At 59.2% G+C, this 18,390-nt stretch carries 14 protein-coding genes, 1 tRNA gene and 2 pseudogenes; 13 read left to right on the top strand and 4 right to left on the bottom strand.

Annotated elements, in window-relative coordinates; translation table 11 throughout:
- Positions 1-5: 5 nt before the first annotated feature.
- From ACVWNW_RS08405 to ACVWNW_RS08415, 3 genes are read right to left on the bottom strand one after another with little or no spacing between them, the layout of a single operon-like run.
- A complete protein-coding gene (locus ACVWNW_RS08405) occupies positions 6-1,451 on the bottom strand; it encodes an FtsX-like permease family protein (protein WP_045924218.1) in 1,446 nt (481 codons plus the stop codon).
- A gap of 47 nt (positions 1,452-1,498) precedes the next feature.
- Positions 1,499-2,197 (bottom strand): ABC transporter ATP-binding protein, encoded by a 699-nt coding sequence (locus tag ACVWNW_RS08410; RefSeq protein WP_045924347.1) that lies wholly within the window; start codon positions 2,195-2,197, stop codon positions 1,499-1,501.
- Between the two features lie 51 nt (positions 2,198-2,248).
- Positions 2,249-2,596, bottom strand: a complete 348-nt coding sequence (locus tag ACVWNW_RS08415) for a class III lanthionine synthetase LanKC N-terminal domain-containing protein (RefSeq protein WP_454482204.1) — start codon at positions 2,594-2,596, stop codon at positions 2,249-2,251.
- 465 nt (positions 2,597-3,061) lie between these two features.
- Between ACVWNW_RS08415 and ACVWNW_RS08420 the strand changes: the two are divergent.
- Positions 3,062-4,226, top strand: a pseudogene (locus tag ACVWNW_RS08420) (IS1249 family transposase).
- A 126-nt stretch (positions 4,227-4,352) separates the two neighbouring features.
- Here ACVWNW_RS08420 and ACVWNW_RS08425 read toward each other — a convergent pair.
- Positions 4,353-4,425, bottom strand: a tRNA-Ala gene (locus tag ACVWNW_RS08425).
- Between the two features lie 213 nt (positions 4,426-4,638).
- Here ACVWNW_RS08425 and ACVWNW_RS08430 point away from each other — a divergent pair.
- From ACVWNW_RS08430 to tsaD, 12 genes and pseudogenes are all read left to right on the top strand, one after another.
- A complete protein-coding gene (locus ACVWNW_RS08430; RefSeq protein ID WP_454482206.1) occupies positions 4,639-5,664 on the top strand; it encodes a D-2-hydroxyacid dehydrogenase in 1,026 nt (341 codons plus the stop codon).
- Between the two features lie 5 nt (positions 5,665-5,669).
- Complete coding sequence (locus tag ACVWNW_RS08435) at positions 5,670-6,482, top strand: DUF1287 domain-containing protein (protein ID WP_454482208.1); 813 nt, start codon at positions 5,670-5,672, stop codon at positions 6,480-6,482.
- A 106-nt stretch (positions 6,483-6,588) separates the two neighbouring features.
- Positions 6,589-7,539 carry a magnesium transporter CorA family protein gene (locus tag ACVWNW_RS08440; RefSeq protein ID WP_046322833.1) on the top strand — a complete coding sequence of 317 codons (951 nt, stop codon included), beginning with the start codon at positions 6,589-6,591 and terminating at the stop codon, positions 7,537-7,539.
- A 9-nt stretch (positions 7,540-7,548) separates the two neighbouring features.
- Positions 7,549-8,379: a glutamate ABC transporter substrate-binding protein gene (locus ACVWNW_RS08445; RefSeq protein WP_313840365.1), complete on the top strand. Its 831-nt coding sequence runs from the start codon at positions 7,549-7,551 to the stop codon at positions 8,377-8,379.
- A 75-nt stretch (positions 8,380-8,454) separates the two neighbouring features.
- The gene (gene leuS, locus ACVWNW_RS08450; protein ID WP_454482211.1) at positions 8,455-11,424 is read left to right on the top strand and encodes a leucine--tRNA ligase; all 2,970 of its coding nucleotides are present in this window, start codon (positions 8,455-8,457) and stop codon (positions 11,422-11,424) included.
- 99 nt (positions 11,425-11,523) lie between these two features.
- Entirely contained in the window at positions 11,524-12,189 is a 666-nt protein-coding gene (locus ACVWNW_RS08455) for a ComEA family DNA-binding protein (protein ID WP_198229376.1), read from the top strand.
- A 1,184-nt stretch (positions 12,190-13,373) separates the two neighbouring features.
- Positions 13,374-14,183, top strand: a pseudogene (locus tag ACVWNW_RS08460) (ComEC/Rec2 family competence protein); the annotation flags it as partial.
- 223 nt (positions 14,184-14,406) lie between these two features.
- Positions 14,407-15,384 (top strand): DNA polymerase III subunit delta, encoded by a 978-nt coding sequence (gene holA, locus ACVWNW_RS08465; protein ID WP_454482213.1) that lies wholly within the window; start codon positions 14,407-14,409, stop codon positions 15,382-15,384.
- A complete protein-coding gene (gene tsaE / locus ACVWNW_RS08470) occupies positions 15,381-15,983 on the top strand; it encodes a tRNA (adenosine(37)-N6)-threonylcarbamoyltransferase complex ATPase subunit type 1 TsaE (RefSeq protein WP_454482215.1) in 603 nt (200 codons plus the stop codon). The genes holA and tsaE overlap by 4 nt, the downstream gene beginning before the upstream one ends.
- Positions 15,980-16,768 carry a tRNA (adenosine(37)-N6)-threonylcarbamoyltransferase complex dimerization subunit type 1 TsaB gene (gene tsaB / locus ACVWNW_RS08475; RefSeq protein WP_121913309.1) on the top strand — a complete coding sequence of 263 codons (789 nt, stop codon included), beginning with the start codon at positions 15,980-15,982 and terminating at the stop codon, positions 16,766-16,768. Before tsaE ends, tsaB begins: the two co-directional genes overlap by 4 nt.
- On the top strand, positions 16,765-17,277 hold the full coding sequence (rimI, locus tag ACVWNW_RS08480) for a ribosomal protein S18-alanine N-acetyltransferase (protein ID WP_454482218.1): 513 nt from the start codon (positions 16,765-16,767) through the stop codon (positions 17,275-17,277). The genes tsaB and rimI overlap by 4 nt, the downstream gene beginning before the upstream one ends.
- Positions 17,270-18,313 carry a tRNA (adenosine(37)-N6)-threonylcarbamoyltransferase complex transferase subunit TsaD gene (gene tsaD / locus ACVWNW_RS08485; protein ID WP_110425172.1) on the top strand — a complete coding sequence of 348 codons (1,044 nt, stop codon included), beginning with the start codon at positions 17,270-17,272 and terminating at the stop codon, positions 18,311-18,313. The genes rimI and tsaD overlap by 8 nt, the downstream gene beginning before the upstream one ends.
- The last annotated feature ends 77 nt before the right edge of the window (positions 18,314-18,390 follow it).

Genomic DNA, 18,390 nt, shown 5'->3' on the forward strand with positions numbered 1-18,390 from the left:
TTCCGCTATTCGCCTATGGCTGTTTGGACGGTTTCAATTGCCGATCGCTTCAAACTAGAACGTGCAGAGAAAAATGTGGAAAGTGTTCCCGCGGCGATAATGGGCACAGCAAGGATAATGAAGAACTTCCAGGGGAAGACCACTACAAAGAGATTCTTGGAAAGAGGGAGGAATGTCACAGCGGTGAAAACTCCGACGAGCAAGGTGGCCCCCGCAGAGATAAGGATACCGGTGGTCACGAGGATGAAACCATCCAAGGCCGATATGGCAAGTAGCTGTCCGGGCACAGCGCCCGCGATGGAGATAAGGGCCAGATCAAGGTTGCGTTCCTTGGCAGAGATGGCGAAACTGGCGACCGCACCGATTACAGCAATGAGCAAGGCCGACCACAGGCTGGACATAAGCTCTATCGGTGTGGCTGATCCCATGTCTTTCAACTGGGGAAAGCCACTTATGGCAGCAGTACTGGTTTGACCTGTGATTAACAATCCACCGAGCAGGAACAGGCAAGCAGTCAGTGAGATGATGGTGGAGCCGAATGCCTTCCCGCGACTTCTCACAATGGCTTGTGCCCGTGCGATCTTCCAGACATCGGATTGCACAGGAACCAGATTCGTCCATGTTTTGGTGGCCCATTGGATGATGGGTCCTCCAGAATAGGCCAGAGCGACCAGAAACAGCAGTATCGCGATGATCGGGCCTAATGACATGGGTTGCATGATGATGCCCAATTGGGTCTTACTCAGAGTTTTGGGGTCGTTCAACACCAGGATGACGGCAGCGACAGCCGGTGCCAGCAGGGCGATGAAACCACCGATAATAAGGAATCTCCTCAGACCGCGCCCAGCTCTCGTGACGTGGACTTCCTCAGTTCCTGAACCTCTCAGCAGCTCAACCGGAAGCACTTTCCTCAAAGCACGCAGAGTAAAGAGAGCACCCAACAAAGCCACAATGAAACCGACTGCAAGCCCCCTCAAAGCAAAGTCTAAGAAACCCTGCCAAGTAAAAGTGATAAGCGGCGGTAACAGCACGGCCTCCAACTGGAACTTTAGAATCCGTGGGGCAAGAATTGGCGCCAGCGCCATACCAACGATGGAGGAGATCAGAGTCAGCACGAACACCTGCACCATGGTGAGGGTCAGCACCTGCCTAGGTGTGGCACCAAGCAGGGACAACAATGCAAGTCCCTTCCGCCGCTGCCTTATGGAAGCCTGAATCGTCACCATAATGACCAGGCAACCCAGGACCATTGCTATCTGGTAGACCGAGTCCACGTTAGTGCTGAGATGGTGAGATACCACACCCACTTCCCCCGGGGAATCATGTTTGAGATCATTGATTCCCTTGCATACACTCATGGCGCACAGAATCGTCTGCGTGACCACAAGCACAAGAAACACACCGGCCCAGATTCCTCTATTGGCTTTCAGATCATTCAACGCCCACTTCATGACTTACACCTTTCACGCCGCATCGCCATACAGAATCAGGGCAATAACTACGCTTGCTCTTCCACATTCCCTGATGCGACAAATCCGCCATCACTCATGGTGTATACGACGTCGCATTGCCGGGCCAGGCGGAGATCGTGTGTGACCACGACCACGCATTTACCGGGTCGATGGGAGAAGTCCCGCAACTGCGAGAAAACCAACTGTCCGGACTTCTGGTCAAGAGCACCTGTCGGCTCATCGGCGAACACAACATCGGGATCCGCGACCAAGGTGCGAATCAAGGATACCCGCTGCTGCTCACCACCTGAGAGCGAACTAGCTGCGTCATTGTCGTGCCCGCTCAAGTGGAACTTATCCATGAGGGCATCGATGCTTCCTTGATCGACCTTGCGATGGCTGAGAGTCAAGGGGAGCAGGATATTGTCACGAACGGTCATGGACGGGACAAGATTGTAGGACTGAAACACAAACCCGATATGCGATCTGCGAAACAAAGCCAAGTTACGCTGGTTCTTCTTAGTTAGTTCCTCACCCAGCACCCACACATTTCCTTGAGATGGCTGTTCAAGACCAGAAAGGCAATATAGCAAGGTGCTCTTACCACATCCAGAGGGCCCTGTAATTGCGGTCATGGCACCACCAGCAGCAACAAAAGAAAGATCATTGAACACCACAGTGGGAGTCCCGTCACCCGAGACGAAATTCTTACTTAGCTGTTCAGCTACTACCACACCATCACGCATAATATTAACCTTCATGGTACTGAGATCAGAGTATCGCCAGACCTCATGCGATTATAAAGCCCCACGACAACGAGTTCGGTACTGTTGTTTATCCCTGAGATATTTGAACATAACATGCTCTGAAATACAGATTTTAGAAACTTTTTCTAAAACTGATTGTGCATTGTCAAGGGAAGCCGTCACATGAATTTTCCATCCGTGGGTCCTCATTATGCAAGCAGTCGGCTGCATATATGTCCATACTACGGATTTATTTGAAGCCCATCCTATCGGACAGTCAGGTTCAGGATCCCATGACTCTTCGGCATGTGCCATGAGACTACGGCTATCGACAAAGAAAGGAGATCCTGGGTGCGTCGCCCGCATGTATACAGCTTCCCCAATAATTGCGTCTCCCATCGTTGCGGACTATGCTTTGTAGTAATATTATCAGAACCCGGTTCAGTGTCAACTTCTGTTTTAACTCGCTTCTTGAATATTAATAACTTGCTCATTGCCTTTGATAGCTAAGTACCCATACGTCGCCTTTTAAGATGGCAACTTTCCTTTGAGTAGAGATGGACCTTCAATTGCTGCATCCAATGATGTCAAGACACCAAGCCGTTTGCATAGCAAACTTTTCCCAGCGTCTATACTTACCTGATCCTCCCCCGTGGCTTCCATTCTGAATGATATTAACGACTGCGTCTGCACCGATTTCCTGGAGCAGTGACACCCACTTCAGAGATTCTGGGCTATAGGAACTAAACGCGTTGTTTATGTTGGGGGTTTGGCCTTGTGGCTGTAAGCGTGTTGGGTGGTTGTTAATAGGTCGGGTTGTTAATAGGGGTCTTGCTGGGGTGCCCGTTCCTGTTCGATTGGGGAATGAGAACCAGATCGAAGAGGGCCAGGCATTGCCCCATATGCCATGGGCGGATGCGCAAGCATGGGCGCAACAGATCAGGCACGCAGCGCCGGATGTGTCCGTCCTGCTCGATCGCGTCCACCGCGCGCAGGCAGGACCGGGCCCGCGCCGCGCAGTTGAGGGAGTTCCCGGACTGGCCGCTGACGGGCAGGACCCAGGAACAGATGGGGGCCATGGGCGCCAGGGCCTGGCGTAAACGGGTCGGCTGGTGCTGGAACATCAAGCCGGCAATCACACCGGACGGGGTGGTCCATCACACGCTCATGGCCGACGGCACGTATATGGCACACGGCTGGTGCCTCCTGATAGCGATCGACGGGCAGACGGGCCAGGTCATCGACCGGCAGTGGTGCCATCAGGAGAACACGGCGGCCTACACGGCCCTGTCCTCCCGCATCCCCGGGCCCGACGTGCTCATCACCGACGGCCTTCGCGGCGTGCAGAAAGCCTGCCATGCCTTGCTGGCCGGGCACGCGCATCCGACGCCGCCTGGTGCACGTGCAACGCAACACCAAAACCGACCCGACACTCAAACCACGACTTCAGGCCGGCAAGGAACTCAAGCGACTCTCCGACCAGCTCACCCGGGTCCATACCATCGAGGAAGCGGTGCGTTGGGGTGAGGCCTTGAACGCCTGGCACGAAAGATGGAAAACCCTCATCGACGAACGCACCATGGCCAAGGACGACCCAGCCAACCCCAAAGCCAGCCACCAATCCTGGTGGTGGACCCACCAGGAACTCCGCCGCTGCTACCGCAGGCTCGAACACCTCTTCCAAGACAGGCAGCCCTTCGCCTTCCCGGAACCCGAACTCACCGCCGGCGGGCCAGTGGAACGCACCACCAACCGGCTGGAAGGAGGAGTCAACCCACCCATCAAACGCACCCTCCTGCAACACCACGGCCTACCCGAGAGCCACATGAGACGCGCCTGCGAATGGCACTGCTACATGAAAACCGACAACCCCGACCCCGCCAGCCTGATCAGGGACGAACACCACCAGCCACAACCAGCACCCAAACGGGAAACCAGACAGGAACAGGACGAGCCCGAACACTACGGCACCGCCATCAACTGGAACGAGTTCCACACACCAGTCAGATACCCCAACACCACACTCTGACCAACACACAACCAAACCCACACACAGAACCTAAAACAACGCGTTTAGTTCCTATAGGCCCCGATCTGGCGTTTGCAAGCCCAACGAATATAAAAAGATCCCGAGGTGACCTCGGGATCCTATCTGTGGAGCTAGGGGGATTCGAACCCCCGACCTTCTCCATGCCATGGAGACGCGCTACCAGCTGCGCCATAGCCCCGTGCTTGCCTTGCTTGGTGAAGCCTTGCTTATAGTACACCGGGATTGGCGAATGGAGCAACTCAGTGTGTTGCCCCGGAATTGCGGGGATTGTGAGCTAATTGATGGATTTTATCCTCGAATGGTCTGGAGTCATTCCTGAGCTTGCAAGTGCGCTAGCATGATGAACAAGGGGCGACCAAGGGGGTCGGCAGCAACGGAAAGGCGGCGGACCATGACCGGCAAAAACGATGCCGAAGTGCGGGCTGAAAAGCGGAACGAGAACCATCCTGGGGACCAGCTCATCATCAACTGCTTGCCCTTGAACCAGAGTGAACGACGGGAATTCCTCCAGGCGGCTCCAGGCGTTCATCAGGAGTTCATTGTCGACACGGACATGCGGCAGAGCATGCATTGGCTCATCGATGTCCCTCAATTCCTCCGATCGGAGGCCACGATCATTTTGGGTAATCCGCCGGCCGAACAGGTGGTTGCCTGCCCTAACTTGGTCTGGCTGCAGACCAGCAGCGCGGGTGTGGATGCCTACCTGAAACCGGGGGTTCTGCCTCCGGACGCCATGTTGACCAGTGCCTCAGGCGCATACGGGCAGTCGGTCTCAGAGCACATGTTCGCCATGATGTGGGCTCTGATGAAGGACCTGCCGGCCTACCGGGACAATCAGCGTTTGGGCCGTTGGGAACCTCGCGGGGCCGTCCTTTCGCCGCATGGCTGCCAGGTCCTGGTTTTAGGCACAGGGGATATCGGAGCCTCCTTCGCTCGTCTGGCCAAGGCCGTAGGCGCTCGGACCATCGGTATCAGGCGCCATCCCGACCAGCCGGTGGAGGGGTTCGACCGTCTGGCTGGTTTTGACGATCTGGATGCCCTGCTGCCTGAGATGGATGTAGTGGCTCTGGCCCTGCCTGCAACGCCGCAGACCCGGCACATCATCGATGACCATCGTCTTGCATTGATGAAGTCCACCGCCGTGCTGATCAACGCGGGCAGGGGAGATGCCGTGGATTGCATGGCTCTGGCGCAAGCCTTGGATAAGGATGGCATTTTCGGCGCAGGCCTTGATGTGACCGAACCGGAGCCCCTGCCCGAAGACCATCCGCTCTGGAGCCAGCCACGCTGCCTGCTCACCCCGCACGTTGCTGGTGGAGCTCATCTCCCCTCCAACATGGACAAGGTTCGGGAAATTTGCCTGGATAATCTTCGTCGGTTCATGGATGGCAGACCCCTTCGCAACCGGATGAGGTGACCGCCGTGCCGACAGAGCAAAGCCGTAGCGGCAACAGTCGTGGGCGGACGACTGTTCTGCGGTGGGTGGCCGTTCTGCTGGCGCTTGCTTTGATTGTGGCGGGCTCCTTGGCCTTGGCTGGCAGGCTGATGGGTGTCGGATCTGCTCGCCATGATAATCAAAGTTCCTCTGCAAACGACCGCAAGACCGCTTCCCATAGCCCTCCCGGGTATTCTCCTGAGCAGACTGCTGTCCACCCGCCTCTGATCTCGCCTGTGGACTACAACCACGACGGTGTGGACGATTACACGGCTATGGTGCGTGGAGCCCATCAGGAGGCACGCATCCATCCACGTTATGACAGCGGCTACTATCAGGGCGGCTATCCACCCGATGACCGGGGTGCCTGTACCGATGAGATCTGGAGGGCCTTCCGACAGGCCGGCTACGATCTGAAAGCCATGGTCGACGCTGACATCGCCTCGTCTCCTGGGGCCTATGCCGGAGTCATCAGCAGGCCTGATCCGAACATCGACTTCAGACGCACCAACGTCCTCGGCGTATTCCTGTCCCGGCACGCCCAGCGTCTGACCAACGACATCGCGGCCACCGACCAGTGGCAACAGGGCGACATCGTCATCTTCGGTACCTCCTGGCACATCGGCATGGTCTCGGATAAAAGGGACAGCCGGGGTATTCCCTTGCTTCTGCATAACATGGGCCAGCGCGCCAGGGAGAACGACTACCTGGGATCGCCCGGTCATCGTCCCATCACCGGTCATTTCCGCTTCGACGCCTCCAAAATCCAACCCGCCGTCCTGCGCCCATGGAGGGGGTGACCAGGGACTACCCTGCGAAATTGAACACGGCGGCAACTGGTTATCTGCTACTATCGGTTCGGCCAGACACGTCGGCCAGGTTCGAGCACGAGAGGCGGTGATGGCGATGATGAGAGTATTCAGCACCATGAACGGGCAGATCGAGCAGATCGGCAAGGCTTCCAAGGGCTCATGGATATGCTTATCGGCTCCAACTGATGTCGAGCTGGCTAATGTCTCCCAGACCACCGGCATAGACCTGGCAGACCTGCGTGCACCCTTGGACGATGAGGAGCGTTCGCGTGTGGACGTGGAGGACGAATACACCATGGTCATCGTCGACATTCCCCGGGCCGAGGAGCGCGATGGGCGTGACTATTACGAGACCATTCCTCTGTCCATCATCGTTACCGAGGACCTGATCGTCACCGTCTGCATGCAGGACACGGTTCTGCTCCATCCCTTTATGGAGGGCACCATTCGGGGTTTCAACACTTTCATGAAGTCCCGCTTCATCCTGCAGATCCTTTACCGTAACGCCACCCTCTATCTGCGCTACCTGCGCATCATCGACCGCGAGTCGGACCGGCTGGAGCTCAAGTTGCGCCACTCCATGCAGAACAGAGAGATTCTCATGCTGTTGGAGCTCAACAAGACCTTGGTCTACTTCGCCACCAGCCTCAAGTCCAACGAGATCGTCCTAGAGAAGCTGACCGGCCTGGAGCGGATCAAGCGCTACCCGGACGACGAGGATCTTCTGGGCGACGTGATTACCGAAAACAAGCAGGCCATCGAGATGGCCAACATCTACTCAAGCGTGCTTTCAAACATGACTGACGCCTTCGCCTCCATTGTCTCCAACAATGTCAACAACGTCATGAGGATCTTCACTATCATCTCCATCAGCCTGTCGGTGCCCACGCTGATTTTCTCCATGTATGGCATGAACTTCAACCAGGGTATGTTCGGCATGCCCTTTACTGACAAGCCTTGGGGATTTGCGGTCGTGGTGATTCTGTCAGGCCTGCTGACCGCCCTGGTAACCTGGTTCCTGACGCGCTCGAGAATGTTCAAGTAGGGGCCGATTATGTTTGCACGCAGGATTGCGGCGGCTCTGGTGGCGCTGGTTCTGGCGGTGCCCCTGAGCGGGTGCGACCGCCAGGAGGATCGCTACCGGGCTGGTTCCATCGGGCCCAAGATCAGCGTGGGCATCTCCTTCGACCAGCCCGGGCTTGGATTCGCCCAGTCCGGCCAGTACCGGGGTCTGGATGTGGATGTGGCCCGGTACGTGGTCCACGAACTTGGATACGCCGAGTCGCAGATCGTTTTCCGTCAGGTGAAGCCTGCGGACCGCGAGCGCATGCTCGAACAAGGCCAGGTAGACATGGTCGTGGCTGGCTATTCCATCACCCAGGAACGGCAAAAGCTGGTGGATTTTGCCGGACCCTATCTGGCTGCGGGGCAGGACCTGCTGGTTCGCCGCACTCAGAACGACATCGCCGGGGTGGATGATCTGGCCCAAAAGCGGGTCTGCGTGGCAGCTGGGTCCACCTCCGGGACTCTGGTGCGCTCGCTGGCCCCCCAAGCCCAGGTACAGGAGCGGGAGGAGTTCCCCGAGTGCATCACGGCCCTGCTCAGCGGGGACACTGATGCCGCCAGCGGGGACGACTTTGCCCTGGCCGGCCTGACTCATGTTCGCGGCGGCGGCCAGCTGCGCCTGGTCGGCAATCCCTTCTCCCATGAACGGTACGGTATCGGCGTGCCCCACGGGGATCCGGAGCTGGTGGATGTCATTGACCAGGCCTTGAAGAGGATGATGCGGGACGGATCCTTCAAGGCCGCACTGGGTCGGGCCTCCAAGTCCATCGGCTTCTCTATCAATGCCGCAGCTCGCACCCTGCAGCCTGGCGACCACTGAGCACAGCTCCGGTTAGGATGACGGATGCTGGACATAAGCCTGGCTGTGTCCATGTGAATGGCGATAATTCACGATATGAACGCGAATGAAGACAGGGATCATCAGCAGACCCAGGAATCCGAACAGCCTCAATTCCGCTACGATGCCGCCATGGCTCAGACCATCGAGGAGCGCTGGCAGCAGCGCTGGGACAAAGAGGGCACCTTCTGGGCCGCCAACACCAAGGGCGACTTGACGGATGCCCAGGGAGATCATGCTGGGGGCCGCAGTCCCTACTTCGTCATCGACATGTTCCCCTATCCTTCGGGCAAGGGCCTGCATGTGGGCCACCCCTTGGGCTACATCGCCACCGATGTGGTCAGCCGCTATCACCGGATGAAGGGCGAGAACGTCCTGCATGCCATGGGCTATGACGCCTTCGGCCTGCCCGCCGAGCAGTATGCGGTCCAGACCGGCCAGCACCCCCGGGTCACTACTGAGCAGAACATCGCCAACATGCGGTGGCAGCTGCACCGGCTGGGGCTCAGCTTCGACGACCGCCGCTCCTTCGCCACCATCGATACCGACTACGTGCGCTGGACACAGTGGATCTTCTCGCGCATCTACGAGTCCTGGTATGACCCCGACTACCGCCGTGCAGATGGAGGGACGGGCTCGGCCAGGCCCATCAGCGAGTTGGTTGAGGCCTTCAAGTCCGGAAGCAGGCCCATCCCCGGCCATGCCGATGCCTCCTGGGATGACCTGGACGAGGCCGAGCGCTCCGAGGTGCTCAACGACTTCCGTTTGGCCTACATCTCTCGCTCGCCGGTCAACTGGTGCCCCGGACTGGGCACGGTCCTGGCCAATGAGGAGGTGACCGCCGAGGGGCGCTCGGAACGAGGTAACTACCCGGTCTACCAGCGTGAGCTCAAGCAGTGGTCCATGCGCATCACCGCCTACGGCCACCGGCTTCTGGAGGATCTGGATATCCTGGACTGGCCCGATAAGGTCAAGCTCATGCAGCGCAACTGGATCGGGGAGTCACACGGGGCTTCGGTGGACTTCACCGTGCCCAGCCCTGACGGCGATCAGACCATGGAGGTCTACACCACCCGTCCTGACACGCTTTTCGGTGCTACCTTCGCTGTGGTTTCCCCAGAGCACGACCTGCTGCAGCACTTGCCACAGGAGTGGCCTGAGGATGTGCCCGAGCAGTGGAAGGGCGGCTATGTCAATCCTGCTGAGGGTGTGCAAGCCTACCGACGGGCCGCCGAGGCCAAGACCGCCAAGGATCGCGTGGATGAGGGCGGAGCCAAGACCGGCCTGTTTACTGGGCTGTACGCGATCAACCCCATCACCGGGGCCAAGTTGCCCATCTTCACTGCTGACTACGTGCTGATGGACTACGGTACCGGAGCCATCATGGCTGTGCCAGGCGGTGACCAGCGCGATTACGACTTCGCCGTCAAGTACGGCCTTCCCGTCGTCTACACGGTCAGTCCACTGGCTGAGTCCGGACAGACCTTGGACGACTATCGGGGCAAGGCACCTTTCGTCTCTCACGACGGCATTGTGGTCGACTCTTCGGTTCAGACAACCCAGGCCGCTGGCGACTCGCTCAGCTTGGATGGTTTGCGGGTTGACCAGGCCATCGAGAAAGTCACTGCCTGGCTGGAGTCGGCAGGCGTGGGCCATGGGACAGTCTCCTACCGGCTGCGCGACTGGCTCTTCTCCCGTCAGCGCTACTGGGGCGAGCCCTTCCCGGTGGTCTATGATGATCAGGGCCTGCCCCACCTGCTGCCCGACGATCAGCTTCCGGTGGCCCTGCCGGACGTGCCCGACTACTCGCCTAAGACCTTTGATCCCGAGGATGCCCAGTCCAGCCCGGAGGCCCCGCTGAGCCGCAACCAGGATTGGGTGAACGTGACCCTGGACCTGGGTGACGGACCCAAGGTCTACCACAGGGACACCAACACCATGCCCAACTGGGCCGGCTCCTGCTGGTATTACATGCGCTACATCGATCCCAAGAATGACCAGCACATGGTCGATCCGGAGGAATACGACTACTGGCTGGGGCCCAGGCACAACGCCACGGCCGGGGAGTCAGGCGGTGTCGACCTCTACGTGGGCGGTGTTGAGCACGCGGTACTGCATCTGCTCTATGCCCGCTTCTGGCACAAGGTGCTCTATGATCTGGGTTACGTTTCGTCCAAGGAGCCCTTCCACAAGCTCTTCAACCAAGGAATGATCCAGGCCTACGCCTTCACGGACCAGCGCGGTCAATACGTGCCCGCTGCCGAGGTGGAGGAGCATGATGAAGGCGGCGAGGTCAGCTACACCTGGCAGGGACAGCCGGTCAACCGCGAGTTCGGCAAGATGGGCAAGAGCCTGAAGAACATCATCACCCCTGACGACATGTACCGCACCTATGGGGCCGACACCTTCCGCCTCTACGAGATGAGCATGGGACCCCTGGACGAGTCCCGGCCCTGGAATACGCGCAACGTGGTGGGCGGCATGCGCTTCCTGCAGCGGCTCTGGCGCAACGTGATGGACGAACGGACCGGCGAGGTGGTTCTGGACGAGGGTGAGCTCGACCAGAAGACCCTGAAGCTGCTCAACGCCACCATCCACGACGTGACGGTGGAGATGGAGGCCATGCGGCCCAACACGGCCATCGCCAGGATGATCGTGCTCAACAACCATCTGACCGGGCTGAATCCGACGCCCAGGGCAGCCATTGAGCCCCTGGTACTTATGCTCTCGCCCATCGCCCCCCACATCTGCGAGGAGCTCTGGAGCCGTCTGGGACACAAGGAGTCCCTGGCGCACGCCCAGTGGCCGACCTGGGATGATCGCTATCTTGGCGAGGACACAGTCACCGCCGTTGTCCAGGTCAAAGGCAAGGTCCGCGGCAAGCTGCAGGTCAGTCCCGACATCGCGCCTGATGAACTCGAGGCCATGGCCCTGGAACTGCCCGCCGTCCAGGAGCGGCTGGGTGGCAAGGAGCCGCGGAAGGTCATCGTCAAGGCCCCTAAGATCGTTTCGGTCGTGCCGGCCTGATCCTGTACTGTCCGCAGCCAGGCTGTGGACGGATGACGACCTTCGACCACATAGCCCCCCGACCTCATATCGGGGGACTTTTCATGCCAGGCTGGGTCCATGAGCATCAACATCACCCAGCCGCCAGCGCCGCCCCTACAGGCTTTGGCCCTGAATCAATCGGTTCGTTCGGAGGGGTCAGCCGAAGGCAAGGCCAAGTCCCAGGTCCGACGGGATCGGCCCGTCTGGTCGTTTACGCCCCTCCAGGCCTTGACAGCCATCCTTATTCTGGTGTCGGCTCTTGCCCTAAGTCTGACCCTGCTGGCCCAGCAGGGACGGGCGCTGGCTGCAGGAGCAGCCGTTGACGGATCCGGGACCAGTTCATCGGCTCCTGCGAACGGTAATGTGAACAGCGCTGCACACCGAGGCAAGCAAGCCTCGGGTAACGAACGTAGCCGGGACACTTCGAGCGCAGTAGTAAGCGAGCAGGCCGATCCGGCCTCAGACTCCGCCCAACATACTGAAAAGACCGACAATGCTCATGCTGTGCCGGCCCCCAGTTCCTCTTCGGAGTCAGCAGACCAGGCGGGACGCGTGAATCTTAACAGCGCCAGCCAGCAGGATCTGGAAAATGTCAAGGGAATTGGCCCGGTCAAGGCTGCAAAAATATTGGAGCACCGGCGCGCCATCGGCGGTCGGTACACTTCGGTAGACCAGATCCTGGATGTTCCCGGCATCGGTGCCAAGACCTTGGCCCGCTTACGCCCATATTTGATGGCGCAATGATGGCCGTTCATTCAAGAGTTCACGCTGGGGTTCACGATGCAATTGATCAGGAGAACGGCAGCTGCAATCTTCGAATGCTCCCCGCTGCCTGTCTGGCCTGGGCGGTTGCACTACTGGTCCCATGGCTTCTGGACAGGAGCATGGGCGGAGTCATGCCAGTATCAGGCAAGAGCGGTGATTGGGCCAAGACGGCGGAGGATTCCAGAGGCGCTATGGCCGGCGGGAGTACACCCGGTGGAAGCATGGGCATGGCGGTCTGGATAATGCCGCTTGCCCTAGCGCTTCCATTACTCCTTGCAATGGTCCTGCTTGCCATCAAACTCGTCTGCTTGTCCGCCACCGTGGATCCCAATTGCAGAAGTCAGATATGTCGGCGGTCCCCTCGCTTACGCAGACGGAACCAGCTGTCCCGAGTTTGTGCGAGTCCTGGGCAGAAGAATCATAGGGACAAAAGTCGTTGGAACGAAAACCATCGGAATGCACCCTGCGTGAATACCACGAACACCAAAGACACCGTTTATAAGAATACGACTCATCGGGATATCCGGATTCAGTGGTTGCGCCGGTTCTCAAGCAAACGCTCATACCCTGGGTTCAGGCGCTATTCTGATTGCAAGTCTTCCTCATTCCGTTCTTCTTCCATGCTTGTTTCCGCCTTGCAAACATTGGTGTCCGCTTGGTTTGGTCCTCGGAGGCTACCAATGCTCGCCGTTCTGACTGCGGTGGCTTTGGCTGTAGCAACTGCCGCTGCAGTTGGTCATGAATCAGTCCGTAATGGGCCTGCAGCCCGTCAGATTCGGCAGGGGAAGGCACTTGCCGAGGTGCATGGCCGAGCTGTGGGCCCTATGAGCGCATCCTCTCGGCGAGGCTGGGACTGTCAGGCGGAATTAAAACTGAAATGGGTGACTTTGACCGGGGTGCGCATGCCTTCCGATGAACGGATCGTGCTCTTCGCCCGCAGCCGGTCATGCCTGTTGCAGCAGGGCGGACAGTATCGTGCGCGAGGCCTTTTGGAACCCCCCACGTACGGCCGTCCTATGCCTTGGCTGGACGTGGAGGATGGCTTGCAACAGGTCAGGCCGCCAGGACCCTGTAGACGATTGATAGCTCGTATGCAAAAGGCCTTTCTTGAACAGACCAGCAAGCTTGATGACCAGGGGCGAATCCTGGTGCCGGGGTTGACCATGGGCATCCTTGGTAACCAAGCCCTACCCGGGTCGGGTGGTTCTCTGGGCAGACCGGCAGTGGAGCCTGCATATGCTGCTCGTCTAACCCAGGATTTCCGGGCATCTGGCATCCTGCATCTGATGGCCGTCTCCGGCGGACACTTCATGATCCTGGCCTCGCTGCTGGTTTCGATCATGCGGGCCCTGCGCTCGCCGCCCTTGCTGATGTCCTTGGTTTTGTCTGCAGCCTATATGGGTTTGGGTATGCTGATGGTTCCCGGGGATTCAGTCTTGCGAGCTCAGGCCATGGGACTTCTTTCGGCATTGGCTCTGGCTGCCTGTCGGCCTGCCCAGTCATTGAACACCCTGTCCTGGTGTGTGCTGCTGATACTAATTCTGCGGCCTTCCATGGCAGCAAGTTTCGGCTTCGCGCTCTCCTGCGCAGCCGTGCTGGGCATCGGTCTGGGCAACCGGCGTTTGACGGCCTTTCTTGAAGACCATCTTCCTGCACTTCTTGCACGTCCATTGGCCCCGACCCTGTGTGCCCAGGCCGGGACGCTGCCCGTGCAGATGCTGATGAGTCCAGGACTGCCTCTGCTGGCCCCGCTGGCCAACCTGTTAGTCACTCCTGTGGTCGATGCTGCCACAGTGACCGGCCTGCTGGCTCTGCTCACCTCCTGGCTGTGGCCTCCAGTGGGGCTCTTGCTGGCACGACTGACCTCCCTGGGTACCGGAGTTATGGCTTTTACCGCCAAGTGGATGGGCGAGGCTATTGCTCCGGCGGCTTGGCCATCGGGGCCAGTTGGCAGTGCCTGCCTGCTTGGTCTGGGTCTCATGGCCGTGACTGATCACCGGCTGATTCGACTCATCCGCGTCCGGAGGCGGGACTGTTCATGGTCAACTGTGACAAACGTGGCTCCGGGGGTGCCCTTTCGGCCGTCGGCCTGGGCGTCAATCAGGGGCTGGCTGCAACAGACCTATGGACTTTTGGCCCAGTTAGTCTTCAAAAACAACCGACGTCAATGTCCAGTGATGAAGGGAGATTTGAGGCATGACCAAAGCTCAGCAGGAGAACCCTTCCGTCCATCTGGTGGTTGGTGGCGATCCCTTCCTCAACGGGCAACGCGTCAAGGAACTGTGTGCACAGGCATGTGCAGCCCATCCGGACAGCGAATACATAGAAATGGACGCGTCAGACTGCGACGCTTACGCCTTTCAGGAGGCAGTCGGACCCTCTCTGCTCAGTCAGACGGCCGTGGTTCTTCTGGATGATCTGCAGGCGGCCGATGAGGCCTTGACTCAGGCCCTGGTGGATTTTTGCCGGGATCCGGCAGAATCCGAATCCAGCATTGTCATCGCACGTCATGACGGGGGCAACCGGGGCCGCAGGCTTCTGGACCAGATGGAACGAGTCGGAGCAGTCATAGAGCGGATGCCGGATCTGAAGAAGTTCGATGACAAGATCGACTTCGTCTATGGACAATTCAAGGCCCATCAGCGCCGCATCCAGCCAAGGGCGGCCCAGCGTCTGGTGGATGTCCTGGGCGAACGTACTCCTGAACTGGCCGCCATGTGCTCCCAGCTCTGTTTCGATTTTGACCAGGAGCCCATGACCTTGGAGATCGTTAACAGGTATTTGACTGATAATCCGGCTGTATCCGGATTCGCCGTGGCGGACAGGGCCCTTGCTGGGCGACCGGCCCAAGCCGTTGTCGCCCTGCGCTCAGCTTTGGAACAGGGCAATGAACCGGTTTCTCTAATTGGAGTACTGGCTCTGAAGTTGCGGACGCTCGGCAAGGAGGCGGCCATCGAATCGGGATCCATCACAACAGCCGAGGCCAAGGCCGCCTACTGGCAGTTGCGGGAGGCAAAACGGCAGCTGCATGGATGGATCTCCTCCGGTCTTGCGGCCTGCATTGAGGCCTTGGCCCAGGCAGATGAGGTCAGCAAGACCAGCAGCGGCGATGCTCGCTATGCACTGGAACGGGCAGTGGAGCTGATTGCCGCCAAGGGAAGGACATTGGCATGAGCCTGCAGGGTAGCGCCGGTCAGCAGGATGGATTTGAGCTGGCCGTGCCTACGGGCGAGGACATGCAACGCCTGGGCAGAAACCTGGCCTCGTGTGTGCATGGCGGGGATGTGATTCTTCTGTCCGGTCCTCTGGGGGCGGGCAAGACCACGCTGGCCCAGGGGCTGGGCAGCGGACTTGGAGTGGACGGCCCTGTAGTCTCGCCCACGTTCACCATCGCAAGAGAGCTGCACGGCCATCTGTCCGACGGCTCACCTGTGACCCTGATTCATGTGGATGCCTATAGGCTGGGCGGACAGGATTATCTGCCTGGCGAAGATGGCGTGGATCGGCTTCTGGACGAGCTGGAGTCCCTTGGTCTGGACGAGGAATTGGAAGATCCGGGTCAAAGCACCATCATCCTGATGGAATGGGGGGAGCAGATGGCCTCGGCGCTGGCCGATCAACGTTTGGAAGTGACCATCAGTCGACCCGTGGATGCCCGTGAAGATCCTGACGCGCCACCCAGCTCCCAGGGTCAGCGTATGGTACGTCTTCGTGGAGTGGGACTTTCATGGGCCACCAGACTGGAGGAGCTGAGAAAGGCGATGACGGCATGAGCGGGAGCGATACGCCCCTTTTAGTGATCGATACCTCATATGGCTCGACTGTGGGGCTGCCCGGGAGGGAGCCCTGCATCGAGACCGACTCGCGCTCGCATGTGGAACGTCTTCAAGTCAATATCGCCAAGGTCATGGACCAGGCTGGATTGTCTGCCGACGAGCTGAGGACCATCGTAGTGGGACTGGGTCCTGCGCCTTTCACTGGTTTGCGGGCGGGCATCGTCACCGCCAAGGCCCTGGCTTTTGCCACGGGTGCCCGTCTGCTTGGCCAGGACATCCTGGAGCCACAAGCCCGCTATGCCTACAGGCGGTTCAAGCAGCAGGACCAAGACCATACCCGGCTCCTGGTCTTGGCAGTCAATGACGCTCGGCGTCGCCAGCTCTACTATCGTCTTTTTGACGACTTTGGAGACGTGGAGGACCCGGCCAGGCCGCTGACCGAGATGAGCATCGACTATCCAGCAGCTATCTGTGAGAAGATCGCGGCCATGGTAGAAGAGCGGAAGTCACCGGACCAAGATCCTGTCACCATGGTCGTCAGCGGCCACGGAACCGGTCGCTACGCTGACCAATGGGAGCGTCTGAACAAGCAATCTGATATACGGGTTGTGCTGGATGAGGGATCTTTCCTAGAGGATCGGATTGACGGGACAAGCCTGATGGCTGCTTGTGCATGCCGACGTGCCCAGCAGGGGCTGATCGATCCTGTGGAGCCGCTTTACCTTCGCAGGCCGGATGTCTCCGTGCCCAATCCGCTCAAACACGTAGCCGTCCAGTCATGATTCGCGGGGTGGCCTTGGGGGATTTGGACCAGCTGGTCGATCTGGAGGCGAGGGTTTTCGGCGACCAAGCCTGGAGTCGGCAGGCGCTGCGGTTCGAGCTGTCTGCGCCCTCACGCACCTACTTGGTATGGGATGACCAGGGAGCCATCCTGGGCTACGGAGGTTACTGGTCTGGTGAACGGGATGCCGAGCTGATGACCATCGGGGTGTTGCCGGAAGCCCGGAATCGAGGTATTGCAGGATTCTTGCTGGCCAGGCTGATCGCTGGAGCCGATCGCGAGGGTCTGCAGTGCATGAACCTGAAAGTGCGCGTAGACAACTGCGCTGCCATCGACCTCTACAAGGACTTTGGCTTCTCACAGACGGGTCTGTGCAAAGGCTATTATCAGCCTGAAGATGTGGATGCTTGGGCTATGACCAGGCCCTTAATCTCGGTGGGACCGGGCCCGGTGGGCTTTGGCAGCAACAAGCTTTCGAAAGGACAGGAAAGGATCATTGACCATGAGTGAGCCTCTGGTGCTTGGCATCGAATCCACCTGCGACGAGACCGCGGCCGCCTTGGTTCAGGGCAACCGGCTGTTGTCCAACGTGGTGGCATCCTCCATGAACGAGCATGCCCGCTATGGCGGCGTCATACCCGAGATCGCCTCACGGGCACACGCTGAGTCCTTTGTGCCGGTCGTCTCCAAGGCCCTGAACGATGCGGATATGAACCTGTCCCAGGTCGATGCCATAGCGGTCTCGGCCGGTCCTGGGCTGGCTGGATGCCTGGCCGTAGGCGTTTCCGGTGCCAAGGCGCTGGCTTGGGCGGCGAAAAAGCCCTTGTACGGCATCAACCACGTCATCGGCCATATAGCGGTCACCCAGCTCCAATTCGGTCCATTCCCCCAGAATGCCCTGGCTCTGATTGTCTCCGGCGGCCACACCTCGCTGCTGCATGTGGATGATCTGGCGCGATCGGTCCAGGTGGTGGGCACCACACTGGACGATGCGGCGGGGGAGTGCTTCGACAAGATTGCACGTTTGCTCGGCTTCCCCTATCCGGGCGGTCCCCACATCGACCGTCATGCCCGTCTGGGCGACCCCCACGCCATCGCCGTGCCCCAGGGGCTGACAAAGGGCCGGGCCGGAGCCGAGCATCCTTATGACTTCAGCTTCTCGGGGGTCAAGACCGCAGTGGCTCGATGGGTTGAGCGCAGACAGCAGGCCGGGCTCGATATTCCCGTGGATGATGTCTGCGCCTCGCTGGCGGACTCCGTGGCCACCGTCCTCTCCCGCAAGGCCATGGCTGCCTGCCACCGGTTCGACACGGATACCCTGATTGTCGGCGGCGGGTTCTCGGCCAACTCGCAGCTGCGCGGCAGGCTTCAGGAGTTCGGCGACGAGGAGGGCGTCAAGGTCCGTATTCCGAAGATCAACTTGTGCACGGACAACGGTGCCATGGTGGCCATGCTGGGCGTCAATCTGGTTCAGGCCGGCCTGCCTCCCTCTGCTCCTGACTTCTCTATTGATTCAGCCATGCCAATGGACAAGATCCTCATGTAATCGACACGCCAAGTTGTCGGATACGAAGGTCCTGACTATAGTATGGTAATTGTGTTCAGCGAGAGTTGAACGGGACA

Source organism: Bifidobacterium sp. JNUCC 75 (assembly GCF_054819865.1).